The 16,574-nt window shown below is 42.8% G+C and carries 4 protein-coding genes; all 4 read right to left on the bottom strand.

Annotated features, from left to right (window positions below; translation table 11 throughout):
• Positions 1–191 precede the first annotated feature (191 nt).
• The 4 genes from AAFN64_RS03295 to rpoC all read right to left on the bottom strand — a co-directional run bounded on the left by AAFN64_RS03295 (position 192) and on the right by rpoC (position 16,564).
• Positions 192–5,636: a GEVED domain-containing protein gene (locus AAFN64_RS03295; RefSeq protein WP_347759270.1), complete on the bottom strand. Its 5,445-nt coding sequence runs from the start codon at positions 5,634–5,636 to the stop codon at positions 192–194.
• 253 nt (positions 5,637–5,889) lie between these two features.
• Positions 5,890–11,619 carry a T9SS type A sorting domain-containing protein gene (locus tag AAFN64_RS03290; protein ID WP_347759269.1) on the bottom strand — a complete coding sequence of 1,910 codons (5,730 nt, stop codon included), beginning with the start codon at positions 11,617–11,619 and terminating at the stop codon, positions 5,890–5,892.
• Between the two features lie 332 nt (positions 11,620–11,951).
• The gene (locus tag AAFN64_RS03285; RefSeq protein ID WP_136402316.1) at positions 11,952–12,260 is read right to left on the bottom strand and encodes a DUF3467 domain-containing protein; all 309 of its coding nucleotides are present in this window, start codon (positions 12,258–12,260) and stop codon (positions 11,952–11,954) included.
• A gap of 5 nt (positions 12,261–12,265) precedes the next feature.
• Complete coding sequence (rpoC, locus tag AAFN64_RS03280) at positions 12,266–16,564, bottom strand: DNA-directed RNA polymerase subunit beta' (protein ID WP_300492147.1); 4,299 nt, start codon at positions 16,562–16,564, stop codon at positions 12,266–12,268.
• Positions 16,565–16,574 lie beyond the last annotated feature (10 nt).

Raw genomic sequence — 16,574 nt, 5'->3', positions numbered from 1 at the left:
CAAAAAAGAACATTATAACAAAATAAAAACACTATATGCATTATATTAACTTATTGTTTGTTTTATAGCACATCGTGTTATCTCCAAAATAGCATTTATCAGAGGCATAAAACCATCCGTTTTTTAACCGGAGTCCAATAAAAAAGGGCTGTCATTACGACAGCCCTTCCCTATAACTAAAAATAGATTAATTATTTTTTAATCACTTTTACCGACTGTGATTGTCCGTTTGCTTTAATCTGCATGATATAGGCTCCTGTTGGTAATGCACTCATATCTACTAAAGCTGTTGTAGCATTTGGTTGTACCGCGATTACACGTTGACCAATCAGGTTAAATACCTCAACCGAAGTAATATCGTTTGTATACGTTACCGTAAACACATCGATTACCGGGTTTGGATAGTATTTTAATCCTGCCATATCAAATGATGCTGAACGTAACGTTAATGTTACCGTTACTGCCAATGGCGTTGTACTTCTACATCCACCTACAGTTTGCATAGCATAGTAAGTCGCTCCCTGAACCAATTGTGTTCCTGCTGCGATTGGATTGATATTCGCCAAAGCATCCGCTTCGGTAGCATACCATACCACTGCTGTTCCAGTCACTACGATATCTTCGATCGTAACATCAGCAGGAGTGTTTCCACTAATCGCCTGCGTTGTATTTCCTGTTGGTGCAGCCGGTACCGGGTTAACATTTACTGTTACAGTCGATTCCGTATAACATCCTGTTGTTGGATTTGTTCCTCTAACGGTATATGTAGTCGTTGTAGCTGGTGTTACTGTTACAGAACTTCCGGTTAAGTTACCCGGCATCCATGTCCAGTTTAAGTCACCTGCTCCTGTTGAAGCTACCTGTCCTCCGAATACTACGTTTAATCTGTTTTTAGATAAACTTGGCGTCGGGTTACTTGTTGCTAATACTGTTGTCGATGACACTGTACTTGTTGTAGCCGATACCGTAGTATTATCAGTCGTAGCCGTATAATACGTAATTGCATTATTGGTTGAATCCGCTCCATCCTGTCTGATGTCTACAATAATGTTAGACACTCCATCCCATACATATGGTGTTGTAAAAGTGATGGTATTTAATCCTACGGAATGCGTATAGGTTGCCGGTCCGTAAACTAAGTTTAATCCGGTTGTTGTAAATCCTGTTAATACGGAATTTGTTGTTGTTCCGATTCTAACCGTGAAGTTATTTACATTCGTTCCGCTTCCTAATGTTGTAATTCTGTAAGCGATCGAAGTAATGTTTCCTGGTTTTAATCCTGCTGCTGTTAACTCTGCCGCTGTAAATACGGTTTGGTTCCAGTACTGTGCCCAACGGTTACAGAAAGCTGTTGGTTGTGCCGTTTCACTGGTTAACGTTGTTCCAGTTCCTAATGTGATGGTACCTGGCGCTGATGTTGTTGTTGTTGCAACAAGCGCAGCCGATGTTCCTTCACAAATTGTTGACGGTGTTGCCGCAACGTTTACTACCGGTGCCGGGTTGATATTTACTACTACTGTAGCATCGATGTTACATCCGCTAACAGAGTTCGACGCTCTTACGGTATAAGTTGTCGTAGCTGTTGGGTTAAATGTCCATCCGTTTGTTGCATCTCCGGTTACTCCGGTTGCCGGTGTCCATGTATAGGTATCATAACTTGAAGCACCTGCTGTAACGGTTACCGCAGCACTTGATGATCCGCTACAAACCACAGCTGTACTAGCTGTACTTAACGTTAATGCCGGTGGCGTTGTTACAGTTGCTATTACTTCTGTTCTTGCTGATGTACAAGAATCTTCGAATTTCCAGTTATACATTCCCATAAAATAAACAGGATCATAACCATTTCCATTGATTCTCGCTACTGAAGACGTATACGGATATACGGCTCCTGTTGTATTACGGCTTACTCCAGCCGTTGGTAATGTTGGATACAACTGGTAGTTTCCTGGTTGTAAAACATGATTTAACGTAATGGTTTGCGCTGTTGCTCCACCGCCTACGTTTGTAGTATACGGATAGGTAGCAATTACAGTTCCTGTTGAACTACGAACAATGATCGCTCCAGTTTGTCCGGATGTTACCGGGAATATATCTACTGAAGTCAATTTAGTGCTTTTTAAAACAGTGAAGTTGTTTTCCCATGCCGTTGTTTGTACTCCGATTGTTCCGCCCTGTGTGGTTGGTGAAACCGGTCCAACTGCAACAATTCCATTCACTCTGCTGGATTCAACCCAGTACGATGTAGTTGCTGTGATTACAGGTGTTGTAAACGAAGCTCCTGTTCCAAGCGCTGCTCCTCCTGTTTGTGCTGCATACCAGCTAATATTTCCTTCATTGGCAGTTGCGCTTAAAGTAGCTGTTCCTTGTCCACAAATACTTGCTGGCGTGGTAGCCGAAATTACCGGTGGATTACATGGTGTTGTAAAGGTTACCGCTGTAGTCGTCCAGGTACTGGTGTTTCCAGATCCACAGTTAGAACGTACCCAAACATAGTATGTCGTTGATGGTGTTAATCCTGCTAATGGCGCTGTTACTGCTCCTGCAGCAGCCGTTGCATTAGGTGTTGCACCTACTCCTGGCGCTGTATTGTTTTCCGAATAATAAATTTCATATCCGTTTGCTGGTGTCGATACAGAAGCTGTCCATGTTACGGTTGCTGTAAAGGCTGTGTTAGCCGTAGCTGCAACTGCTGTTGGAGGCATACATGAAGGCATTGCCACAACTGTTAACTTATAATCTTCTGCTTCCGTTCTTGTATTCGCACTCGCACAAGCATCCGGTGTACTATTGTTATAGTCAATTCGTACACGCATTCTATAGTCGCCTAATGCTGTTCCAGCCGGCACTACAAAACTTCCTGTCTGACCATCGCCATAAGCAGTAGTTGCATATACGCGCTCACTTGTTTCGAACACTAAATTGTTATTCCAGTCAACCCAGATAGCCGTTCCAACTGTTCCTCCGGTCACTGTAGTGGCAAAGTTGATCGTTCCTGTTGGATATTGTGTAACCGTTGCTGTTGCATAGTTATCCTGATATCCTCCTGTAGTATATCCCGAAGCTGTGTTCGAAATGTTGGTCGATCCACCTGTAGTGGTAAAACTATTGATATAAGTCGCCGATGATGTAGACGAAGGTACACAGTATCCTGTATAGAATGTTCCTCCCGCTACCCAAGTACTGGTATTTCCTGTACCACAGTTTGAACGCACCCAAACATAATAGGTTGTTGAAGGCGCTAATCCGCTAAGGGATGCTGTTACAGCTCCTGCTGCTGCAGTTGCAGTAGGTGTTGATCCGGCTGTTGGTGCCGTGTTGGTCGTAACATAATAAATATCATATCCGTTTGCCGGTGCCGACGTTGATGCCGTCCAGTTTACGGTTGCTGTTGCCGCTGTGTTTGCTACAGCAGTAACTGCTGATGGCGGTAAACACGATGGTACTGCAATTACGGTTAATTTGTAATCTTCCGCTTCTGTTCTTGTATTCGCATTCGAACATGCATCCGGTGTAGAACTGTTATAGTCAATTCGTACACGCATTCTGTAGTCTCCAAGTGCTGTTCCAGCCGGTACTACAAAACTTCCTGTCTGACCATCGCCATAAGCAGTAGTCGCATATACGCGCTCGCTTGTTTCGAACACTAAATTGTTATTCCAGTCAACCCAGATCGCTGTTCCAACTGTTCCTCCGGTCACTGTAGTGGCAAAGTTGATCGTTCCTGTTGGGTAATGACTAACTGCTGCCGTAGCATAGTTATCCTGATACCCTCCGGTGGTATATCCCGAAGCAGTGTTCGAAATATTCGTAGCACCGCCCGTGGTTACAAAACTGTTAATATAGGTAGCCGATGATGTTGACGAAGGTACACAGTATCCCGTGTAGAACGATCCTGCTGCAGCCCAGGTACTATACGTTCCCGATCCACAGTTTGAACGTACCCAAACATAATAGGTTGTTGAAGGCGCTAATCCGCTAAGGGATGCCGTTACTGCTCCTGCTGCTGCAGTTGCTGTAGGTGTTGATCCGGCTGTTGGCGCTGTGTTGGTTGTAACATAATAAATATCATATCCGCTTCCCGGTGTCGAAGTCGATGCCGTCCAGTTTACGGTTGCCGTTGTAGTCGTGTTGGCAACAGCGCTAACAGCTGTAGGTGGCACACATGATGGTGCTGCAATTACAGTTAGTTTGTAATCTTCCGCTTCTGTTCTTGTACTTGTATTCGAACATGGATCCGGAGTAATGTTGTTGTAGTCAATACGTACACGCATTCTGTAGTCTCCAAGTGCTGTTCCTGCCGGTACTACAAAACTTCCCGTCTGACCGTTTCCATAGGCTGTCGTAACATATACGCGTTCGGTAGTATCGAATACTAAATCGTTATTCCAGTCAACCCAGATTGCAGTTCCTACAGTTCCACCTGTAATGGTAGTTGTAAAACCGATCGATCCCGTAGCATATTGACTAACGGTTGCCGTAGCATAATTATCCTGATATCCTCCGGTTGTATATCCGGAAGCGGTATTCGAAATATTCGTAGCGCCACCTGTAGTTACAAAACTGTTGATGTAGGTTGCAGATGATGTTGACGAAGGCACACAATGTCCGGTTCGGAAAGTAGCCGCAGTTGTCCAGTCACTCATATCGCCTCCGCCACAGTTGGCACGCACATATACTGAAAAATTCGTTGAAGTAGCCAATCCTGTAACCGCTGCAGTAGTTACTCCTGCTGCCGTCGCTCCGCTATTTGCTAGTCCTGTAGCACCACTTCCCGCAGCACCACTGGTTCTGATTTCATATTCATATCCGCCACTAGGAGTCGATGCCGAAGCCGTCCAGTTAAGCGTTGCTGAAGTCGTTGTAATAGCCGAAATCAATACGTTCGATGCTTTTAAACACGTTGGTACGGTTGCGGTTAAGGAAATATTATCTACAGAAGCCGGTGGATTTGTTCCTCCTGATCCGTCATTTTTCCATACAAAAACCAAACGTTTGGTCTTACCGTCTACATAAGCACGTTGTGCCGCAGTAAGGTTAAACGTAATGTTGGTGGTAGTAGTTGGTGCTACGGTTCCATTCTGGCTTAACAAATAGTATCCTGTAGTACCATCGGTATAGTTTGTCCATCCGGTAGTAGTCGTATTGGTACCTGTTGGCCCTGATGTAGTTGGAGTAACGTTGGTATCTACAATATACACCTGTAGGTTGTCGTAGCTTCCGTCGTTACCGTTACCTCTCCAGTCGAATTTTAGGTTTACCACGGATACTCCAGTGGGAAACGTAACATCTCTGTAGAAATGAGAACGGTTTGCCGTTCCGTTTCCATAGGCCCATGTGGTACCCGAATCGTTGGAAACATAAGCACCTCCAGTACCCGTAAACCATCCCGGAACGGTTCCTACATTCCAGGTGTTAAGGGATGCATTTACAGCAGTCCATCCGTTTGCGGCGAATGTACTACCATTTTCAAAGCCGCCTTCGGCATTGGGGTTAATTAAAACCGTTGTTTGTGTTCCTTGTGCACTTGCCTGGTGTCCCGCCAGCAATGCCATCAGTAACAAACAACTCAATTTAAAGTGCAGTTTCAATGCATTACGCCATCGAAACCCACTTAAATAAGTAGAGTTTTTCATAATAGTGTCATTAGTTTTTACAGGCAGCTAATTTAACAAAATAATAACACTGAAGAGATTTCAAATGCTTTTTAACAATTTAAAATCTGAAATAAATAAAAACCTCTCATTTTCTTAACAGTATAACCTTTTAAAGTTAAAATCAAATTGCATCACATCGTAATTTCACAATTTATTTTATAAATATTTTCAAAAAAAATCGCCCGGAGATTGCTCTCCGGGCGATTTCATATCGAATACGTTAATTTACGCGTTATTTCTTAATGATACGGATCTCCTGCATCGCATCGCCCGATTTTACATGGGCAATATAAGCTCCTGCTGCCAGGTCGCTCATATCGATCGTAGTCATTGTTTCCGTACTGTTTTTAACAATCACTTTCTGTCCTAACATATTGTAGATCGTAACATTACTGATTGGCTCTGAGTAGCTAATCGTGATAATGTCCGCTACCGGGTTAGGATAGTATTTTAACGCCGCTTTGTCGAATGACGATGTACCTAAAGTTACCGTTACGGTTACCGCTAATGGAGCAGTACTCGTACATCCCCCTACGGTTTGCATCGCATAGTAGGTTGTTCCGCTTACCAATTGAGTTCCCACTGCCAATGCATTGGTTCCCGCCATAGCATCTGCCGAAGTAGGATACCAGATCACATTGGTTCCGGTTACTACAATACTGGCGATAGTAGCTTCAGCTGGTGTGTTTACCGCGATAACTTGCGTGGCTGCTCCTGTTGGCGCACCTACTACATTGATCGTAACCGCTACTGCTAATCGTGTACTTTCACATCCGCCAACAGTTTGTGTTACATAATAGGTACCTGTTGCCAAAGCAACTGTAGTCGCCAAAGCAGTACCGCCTGTTGGTTGAGCATACCATTGAATTCCGGTTCCCGTAGCAACAAGATTGGCTACTGTTGCACCACTACAGAACGATTGCGCCACTGCTGTTGGTTGTGCTGTTACATTTACAATAACATCTACCTGTAATCGGGCACTTTCACATCCTGCGATGGTTTGTGTTACAAAGTAAGGTCCTGATGCCAAAACAACCGTAGTTGCTAAAGCCGTTCCTCCTGTTGATTGGCTGTACCACTGAATTCCTGTTCCCGTAGCAACAAGGTTGGCTACTGTTGCACCACTACAGAACGATTGTGCCGCAGCTGTTGGTAGTGCTGTTACATTTACAATAACATCTACCTGGAATCGGGCACTTTCACATCCTGCGATGGTTTGTGTTACAAAGTAAGGTCCTGATACCAAAACAGCTGTAGTGGCCAAAGCCGTTCCTCCTGTTGGTTGATCATACCACTGAATTCCGGTTCCCGTAGCAACAAGGTTGGCTACTGTTGCACCACTACAGAACGATTGTGCCGTAGCTGTTGGTAATGCTGTTACGTTTACCGTTACTGTCGCTACGCTGGAAAAACTCGGTAATCCCAATGCTGCACAGGTTACGACCAAACGGTAGTATGTGGTCTGTGTAATTGTTCCGGTTGTTAAATCAGCATACGTTGCTGAAGCCGTTCCTTCGTTTACCGGTGCTGTAAAAGCTAAATCGGAAGACGATTGCCACTGATAGGTTGTTGTTTCTCCTGATGAATATCCGGTTACCTGAATCGTTGTTGTTCCGGAAGCACACATTGTGCTCACCGTAGCCGTCGCAGTTCCTCCAACCGCTGTCGTACAAACCGGAGAAGTAAACTCATCGGCTCCCACATCAGGAGTAGTCAGGCTTCGTGTATCGCCGTCGATATCGGTTGTTACCGTTGCAATTGGTGTTCCTGTGTTATCCAGGTAAATATTCGATGCCGGAACCAAATGTAAGTCGGTTGTCGATGTAAATACCGGTACTACGTTTTTCGAATTCACATTTCCACCAAAACCAGTTACCAATGCTGCTAAATCGGCTCTGTCCGATCCAATATAGGCTAAGTTGGTTCCTGTTGTCGAATAATTGTTATAATCGATTGCCGCAAAAACGGTATTGGCTGCTTCCGAATAGATCGCATAACGCGCTCCGGTTTGTGTTTGCGAGTTGGCAAAAATATTATTTCTCAGGTTGATCGCACCCGGTAAGGTTACACCTGTAGTAATGTTTATCGCTGCCGGTCTTCCACTTACGGTTTGGTTGCTATTCATCGCTACCGTGTTGTGGTAAATGTTATATCCTGCTCCCTGACCCACAATAATACCATAACCATTATCTGCAACGGCTCCTCCGGCTGAATATCCGTAGCTCGCTACATCGCTGATAAAGTTGTTATATACGTTGATGGCCGCTATCACACTATTGGAGTTCAAATAAATACCATTACTACCATATCCGGTTGTATTCGTATTCTTAACATCGGCAATTTTATTGTTAAATACATTTCCGTTTATTGCAACTCCTCCTACTAAAATACCGGAAGAAGTACTCGTTGTTGTGGTAGTAACTCCTTTGATATCGTTACCGGAAATCACAAATGCCTGTGCATTTTGTACTGCAAGACCTCGGAATCCAAGTTTATCAACTGCAGTAGTCGAACCAAATACGTTATTGGAAATTACAAATCCCTGATCCGGAGTTGTAGCATTTCCAATAGCAAAGATTCCATTCTGCATTTTGTTAAAGGTATTATTGATCGATGTAAAGCCTGTATTTGGCGATTCTGCTGCGGCTCCTAAAGTAGATCCACTCACTACCAAACCGGCTACAGTTGTTGTTGGTGCATTTCCTACGAATTTTATATTTCGGAAAATCGAATTCGTTGCTCCATTAGTTGCATCTACCGAAGCAACCCATACGATTACACCTCCTGAATTGGTGTTAGTAATCGTTAAATCACGTGTTGTTGTTCCGTTATTACTTCCGTCGAAAGTCACATAATCTGCTCCAAAAAGTTTAAAGATTGTCGTGGCATTCGATCCTGAGATCGTTGGTGTCACTCCCGTAGCCGGTACAATTGTCAGCCTATTGATAGCACTGGCATCGGCATTGGTATTGATTGTGATTGGGAAGGTTTCTCCGGTATAGGTTGCATCGGTTAAAGAGAATGTAACCGGTCCTGATAAACATCGTGTATTATAATCGGCAACAGCTGCCGTAATTGTTGGATAAGCACCACCTGTTCCTACTGTGTATACTCCGTTTAACGGTGCTGTCAGACTATAAGAGAATGGTGTTGTTGGCGGTGTACCGGCTGCTGGCGGGTTAATCGTAAATGTAGCCGCTCCCGGTGCTGGTAATGCAGCGATATTTGGTGTACCGGCATTATCCTGAGCTACGAAATAATAACTTACCGTATCACCTATGGCCGCTCCGGTTCCAACTGCAAACTGATATTGTCCGGCCCCTAAACTCGTAGCTATGGCAGCTGTATACGCTCCGGTATTAATTCTCCAGTAAGCTACCGGTAGTCCGGCTCCTGATGTAGGTACTCCACTGGCATCCGTAATCGTTGCCGTGATATTTCGGGTTCCAACGGCACAAACGTTTGCTAAAGTGGTATGTACAATTACCGGTGGTGTAAGATCCATAGGAACTCCTGCAAACTCATCGGCTCCAATATCCGGTGTAGTAGTACTACGAACATCTCCGTCGAAATCGTCTGTGATTCCAACAACCGGTGTTCCTCCGTTTTCAATCTGAGTGGCTACCGTTGTATTGATATGTAAGAAACCTGCATTCGTTCCTGTAGTAGAAGTCCATGTTGGATTTTCAGATATCGAAGCACTATCACGTGTACCCATTCTGGTTTTTAAGGTTGCCAATACGGTATCGGTATTGGTTCCATCAGCAAATAATGTCGGCCCAAAATACAGGTTGTTATTCGATACCGCATCATAGGTTGTCAATGAAGTTCCCGATCTTCTGAAAGCCACTGCCAATGCAGTTCCATTAGGTGTTGACTGGTTTACAAAGATGTTGTTGCGCAATGACACAGTTGGTGTTGTCGATACGGAAATCGCACTCGATCCAAATGATGCTCCGGTACTGGTTGCATTTAATCGTACAGTATTGTAATTGACATTTACCGTTGTTCCACCTGTAATATTAATACCCACTAATGGGTTCGCAGCATTGGAAATTGGCGTTCTTAAATCACCAATGATGTTATTAGACAAGTTTACCGTTGTACTACCACTTACTAAAATTCCGTTTACAACTCCCGAAGCATTGTTGGCTTCGACATTGTAAATTTTATTTTTATATATATTCTGTAATGTACCTCCGGTAATTGCTATCGCACTCACGGTATTACTTCCGGTTGTTGCTAAACCCGAAATGGTATTGTTAAAGAAATTCTGATCTCCGGCTGCAGAAGTAATTCCAACAATCGAGTTGGCTCCGGTGATATTGCTGATCACGTTTCCGGATACATTATTCGTTCCGCCCGCTAAACTGTATCCCACATTTAAAATGGCTATCGTTGCGTTTCCGGTGACAATATTACTAAATGTGTTATTGGTTATTGTTTTCCCAGGATAACTGGCTGTTCCACCATCGGCAGAACGGAATCCTCCTAAAGTAGTCGCTCCGGTTAGGGTTACGTTCGAGAAATTGTTTCCGCTATTGGTTTCTGTTCCGCTTAATGTACTTCCGAATGAATCGTAAAAATAAACGGTTCCACCTGCTCCGGTTTTAGCAAATGCTGTAACAACGGTATTATTATTTACGTTGGTTATGGCGTTGGCCGGGTGGGTCACACTATTCGTGATAAATGTGAAACTTCCGGTTGTATTTACGCTAAGATTCGTAAAGGTATTGCCGTTAATATTCGTAGTAAGCGTTGCCGCTACATTACTAATAAGCGTAATTGCTCCAGATGCGGTTACCGTGTGTCCAAAAGTATTGAAGTCGTTATTATTAATATTTAAAGTCGAAGTCGCACTTACGGTTGATCCTTCGTTTAAAATCCCAAATATTGCTCCAGCAGCCAAACCACTTCTAAGGGAAAAGGTGTTGGCATTGATTTCATTTACAATAGTTCCGGTTGGTACATTTGTAAATGCCGTCACATAGATTCCTCGCAATGTTCCTACCGTTACACCACCGTTAGAACTGGTAATGGTATTGTGCGAAATATTAAAGTTTTTGGTATTACGCACTAAAACGCCGTTTACAGAACCCGATACGTTGGCATAACCTGAAAAAGTTCCGGTTGTTCCGAAATTCGTGATGCTGTTCCCTGTGGCTGTTGTTGTTCCTCCAATATCCAGCCCCTGGTTATTGTCGGCGGAGGCCGTAGGTCCAATTACCACGATTCCAATGTTCACATTACTGATATCGTTGGTATAGACTTTTAAATTGTGATTTCCTCCGTTTGCTCCGGTAGCCGTAGTCGAAGTAGTCACAGCTGTAGCCGAGTGTGTCGAGTTACTATAAATTCCAAATGTATTCTGATAGGTACGATTTAAACTGATCGTATTGTTCTGAATGGTATTATTTTGTGCTCCGTTTGTTGCAGAAGCATAAAGTAATGCTACTCCCCATTCGGTCATGTTGTTCGTCCCGGCTGCCGTTGTCGTATTCGCTGCGTTTTCTGTCATGGTGAAACCCTGAATCGTAACCCAATCGGCTCCTACCAATTTAAAGATGGCATCATTTAACGCTCCGGATGTTTGTGGCGTGGGTGCCGTAATGGTACTGGTACTTCCTGCAATGGTGATTACATTGGTCGAAGTACCTTCGGCAGTAATTACATATCCTCCGGCCGGTGCGGTTTCATTACCGGTTAACGTAATGGTTACCGGACTTGTGATTGTCGCTCCGTTTAATGCCGTTATAGCCGATGCTAATGACGGATAGGTAGGATTTAGTCCCGAGCCCCCATTTGTAGTAACCTGTGCATGGCCTACAAACGTAGCTAAAAACAAAAAGAACATTAAACAGACCTGCTGTCGAATGTTCTTAAGCCGTGAATTATCACGGTTTCCTTTTTGATTAAACAATGAATTGGATTCGTTGCCTAATGAATAGTATTTTTTATTCATACAAAATGATTTAGTAAGTGAAATTACTAAATTTTTAAACATTTTTTAATAACATTAACATTATACAAAGTATATCACAAATAAGATTTATTAATTTTTATTTTTCACAATTCGTTTATAAAAAGTTTGTATTGTTTTAAAAAGCTGTTCTTTTTGTGACTGCATTCTGATAAAAATATGATAATACCTGATTATTTAAAATCACGCCAATCTAAAAACAATGCATTTTGCAATAAAAACCAATTTAAACAAGAACACCTGTCAGGTTTTAAAAACCTGACAGGTGTAAATTTTACTCAAAAAAAAGCCTCTCAAAATTGAGAGGCTTTCTATTATGCTTGGCCAGTTGGCCCGAAATTTAATGGAATAGAAGGCATTTCTGCTTCTTTTATTTCACCGTGAGCAGCTTCAAACCGATTGATATTTTCGGCTAAAGCTCCCAATAAACGCTTGGCGTGTTGTGGCGTTAGTATAATTCTGGATTTTACTTTCGCTTTTGGCACACCCGGCATGATATTGATATAATCAATTACAAATTCGGTATTCGAGTGGTTGATGATCGCCAGATTGGAATAAATTCCATCTGCCGTTTGCTCGTCCAACTCAATGTTGATTTGACCTTGTTGCTTATTCTCACTCATGATGCTTAGTAATTAAATTCTTCTTTAGCAGCCATTAATTCGTTGAACTCCTCTTTAGAACCTACGATGATGTTATCGTAATCTCTCATACCGGTTCCGGCAGGGATTCTGTGTCCTACGATAACGTTTTCTTTTAGTCCTTCCAATCCGTCCACTTTTCCAGCTACTGCAGCTTCGTTCAATACTTTTGTTGTTTCCTGGAACGATGCAGCCGAGATAAACGACTTCGTTTGTAACGATGCTCTTGTAATACCCTGAAGAATTGGAGTTGCCGTTGCCGGAACTACGTCTCTTGCTACTACCAGGTTTCTGTCGTTTCGTTTCAGGATTGAGTTTTCGTCTCTCAATTCTCTTGGCGATACGATTTGTCCTGCTTTCAGGCTATCGGAATCTCCTGCATCTTCTACCACTTTCATTCCGTATAATTTGTCGTTTTCTACGATAAAGTCGCTGGTGTGAGCCAACTGATCTTCTAAGAAAAGGGTATCTCCCGGATCCTGAATCTGTACTTTACGCATCATCTGACGGATTACAACCTCAAAGTGCTTGTCGTTAATTTTTACCCCTTGTAAACGGTATACTTCCTGAATCTCATTTACCAAGTACTGTTGTACAGCAGATGGTCCCTGGATTCTCAAGATATCATCCGGAGTAATCGCTCCGTCCGATAATGGCATACCCGCTCTTACGTAATCGTTCTCCTGAACCAGAATCTGGTTGGAAAGTTTTACAAGGTATTTTTTAATCTCACCAAACTTCGACTCAACCACGATCTCACGGTTACCTCTTTTGATTTTTCCAAAAGATACTACTCCGTCGATTTCAGAAACTACAGCCGGGTTCGATGGGTTACGTGCTTCTAATAACTCGGTAATTCTTGGTAGACCTCCCGTGATATCACCCGCTTTAGACGAACGACGTGGGATTTTTACTAAAATTTTACCGGCTTTAATTTTCTCACCGTCATCAACCATAAGGTGGGCACCCACCGGTAAGTTGTACGAACGGATCAATTCACCATCTTTTCCGTAGATCAATAAAGTAGGGATTAATTTTTTATTTCTTCCCTCAGAGATTACTTTTTCCTGGAATCCGGTTTGCTCATCGATTTCAACCATGAACGTTTGTCCTTGCTCGATATCTTCGTAAGCTACCTTACCGGTAAATTCAGAAATAATTACCCCGTTATATGGATCCCATTTACAGATGGTTGTTCCTTTATCCACAATATCACCGTCTTTTACAAAGATGCTAGATCCGTAAGGGATATTGTGTGTATTCAATACGATTCCGGTTGTTTCGTCGATCAATTTCAACTCGGTTGAACGTGAAATTACGATATCGGTAGTGTTACCTTCGTTGTCTTCACCTTTAACGGTTTTTAAATCTTCGATCTCTAATCTTCCGCGGAATTTCGTGATAATGCTTGATTCTTCAGAGATGTTACCTGCGGTACCTCCCACGTGGAACGTACGTAGTGTTAACTGTGTTCCCGGTTCTCCAATTGATTGCGCTGCGATTACTCCGACAGCTTCACCTCTTTGAGTCATTTTTCCGGTAGCCAGGTTACGTCCGTAACATTTAGCACAGATTCCTTTTCCGGCTTCACACGTTAACGGTGAACGAACATCTACTTTTTCAACTGGAGACGCATCGATCGCTTTTACGATAGCTTCGGTGATTTCTTCACCAGCTGCAACCAATACTTCGCTTGTTAGCGGGTTGATTACATCCTGTAACGCTACACGACCTAAGATTCTTTCTCCTAATGTTTCAACGATCTCTTCATTCTTTTTCAACGCCGATACTTCAACACCACGTAATGTACCACAATCCACAGAGTTCACGATTACATCCTGAGATACGTCGTGTAACCTTCTGGTCAGGTATCCGGCATCGGCCGTTTTAAGAGCCGTATCCGCAAGACCTTTACGGGCACCGTGCGTCGAGATAAAGTATTCTAAGATCGAAAGACCTTCTTTAAAGTTCGATAAGATCGGGTTTTCGATAATCTCACCACCACCAGCAGTCGATTTTTTAGGCTTCGCCATCAATCCACGCATACCGGTTAACTGACGGATCTGCTCTTTCGATCCCCTCGCCCCAGAGTCAAGCATCATATACACCGAGTTGAATCCTTGCTGGTCTTCTCTAATGTTTTTCATCGCTAACTCCGTTAATAATGCATTCGTTGAAGTCCACACGTCAATTACCTGATTGTAACGTTCGTTGTTGGTGATAAGACCCATGTTATAGTTCATGGAAATTCCTTCAACCTGACTGTTTGCATCGGCGATCAAATCTTGTTTTTGATCCGGGATTTTGATATCTCCCAAAGAGAAGGATAATCCTCCTTTGAAAGCGAATCGGTATCCCATATCTTTCATATTATCCAAGAAGGCAGCCGTTGTAGGTACATCGGTAACACTTAAAATCTTACCGATAATATCACGTAAGCTTTTCTTAGTTAATACTTCATTGATATATCCAGCTGCTTCCGGTACTACTTCGTTAAATAATACTCTTCCGGCAGTGGTCTGGATGATTTTGTATACTAATTCTCCGTTTTCGTTAAAATCTTTTGCACGGATTTTAACACGGGCATTCAATTCCAGTTTTCCTTCGTTTAACGCGATGTTTACCTCTTCGGCAGAATAGAAAGTTAATCCTTCTCCTAAGATTTTGTGCGTTTCCGTAGACAAACGTTCTTTGGTCATGTAATACAGACCCAAAACCATGTCCTGAGAAGGTACCGTAATCGGAGCTCCGTTCGCCGGGTTAAGGATATTGTGAGAAGCCAACATTAATAATTGTGCTTCCAAAATAGCCTCCGGTCCAAGCGGTAAGTGAACCGCCATCTGGTCACCATCGAAATCGGCATTAAACGCCGTACACACTAACGGGTGTAACTGGATCGCTTTACCTTCGATTAGTTTTGGCTGGAACGCCTGGATACCCAAACGGTGCAACGTAGGAGCACGGTTTAGTAATACCGGGTGACCTTTAATTACGTTTTCAAGGATATCCCATACTACCGGCTCTTTTTTGTCGATAATTTTCTTAGCTGATTTTACCGTTTTAACGATTCCTCTTTCGATTAACTTACGAATAACGAATGGTTTGTACAGCTCGGCAGCCATATCTTTTGGAAGACCACATTCGAATAATTTCATTTCCGGTCCTACAACAATTACCGAACGCGCTGAATAATCCACACGTTTACCTAATAAGTTCTGACGGAAACGCCCTTGTTTTCCTTTTAAGGAATCCGATAGGGATTTCAATGGTCTGTTTGATTCTGTTTTTACAGCAGAAGCTTTTCTGGTGTTATCGAATAACGAGTCTACCGATTCCTGTAGCATACGTTTTTCGTTTCTCAAAATCACTTCCGGTGCTTTGATTTCCATTAATCGTTTTAAACGGTTATTACGGATGATTACTCGTCTGTAAAGGTCGTTCAAATCGGATGTTGCAAAACGTCCACCATCAAGCGGCACCAACGGACGTAATTCTGGCGGGATAACCGGGATTACTTTTAAAATCATCCATTCCGGACGGTTTTCGCGGTTGTTGTTCGCTTCACGGAACGATTCTACTACCTGTAGTCGTTTTAAGGCTTCCGTTTTACGTTGTTTAGACGTTTCGTTATTCGCCGCGTGACGTAGATCGTAGGATAACGAATCCAGGTCAATACGCGCTAATAAGTCCATGATACATTCCGCACCCATTTTAGCAATGAATTTGTTCGGATCGGTATCGTCTAAATATTGGTTTTCCATTGGAAGACTATCCTGAATGTTCAGGTATTCTTCTTCCGTTAAGAAATCCAGGGTCTTTAATGTTTCTCCGTCTGGTCCTTTTGCAATACCCGGCTGAATTACTACGTATCTTTCGTAGTAAATAATCATATCCAGTTTTTTGGATGGTAATCCAAGGATATAACCGATTTTATTCGGAAGGGAACGGAAATACCAGATGTGTGCGATTGGCACTACCAGGTTAATGTGTCCTACTCTGTCTCTACGTACTTTTTTCTCAGTAACTTCAACTCCACAACGGTCACAAACGATTCCTTTATAACGGATTCTTTTGTATTTTCCGCAGGCACATTCGAAGTCTTTTACCGGACCGAAAATTCGCTCGCAGAAAAGACCATCACGCTCTGGTTTATGGGTACGATAGTTGATGGTTTCCGGTTTTAAAACCTCACCTCTTGATTCTGCCAAAATAGATTCCGGAGAAGCAAGACCTATCGAAATTTTGTTAAATCTTTTAACGGTATTTTTATCTTTTAATCTCGTCATGATATGAATA

It is taken from the genome of Flavobacterium sp. CAU 1735 (genome assembly GCF_039888695.1).
In the GTDB taxonomy this organism is placed as follows: domain Bacteria; phylum Bacteroidota; class Bacteroidia; order Flavobacteriales; family Flavobacteriaceae; genus Flavobacterium.
Note: the sequence above shows the minus strand (reverse complement) of the source record. Positions and strands in the feature narration are given on the sequence as shown.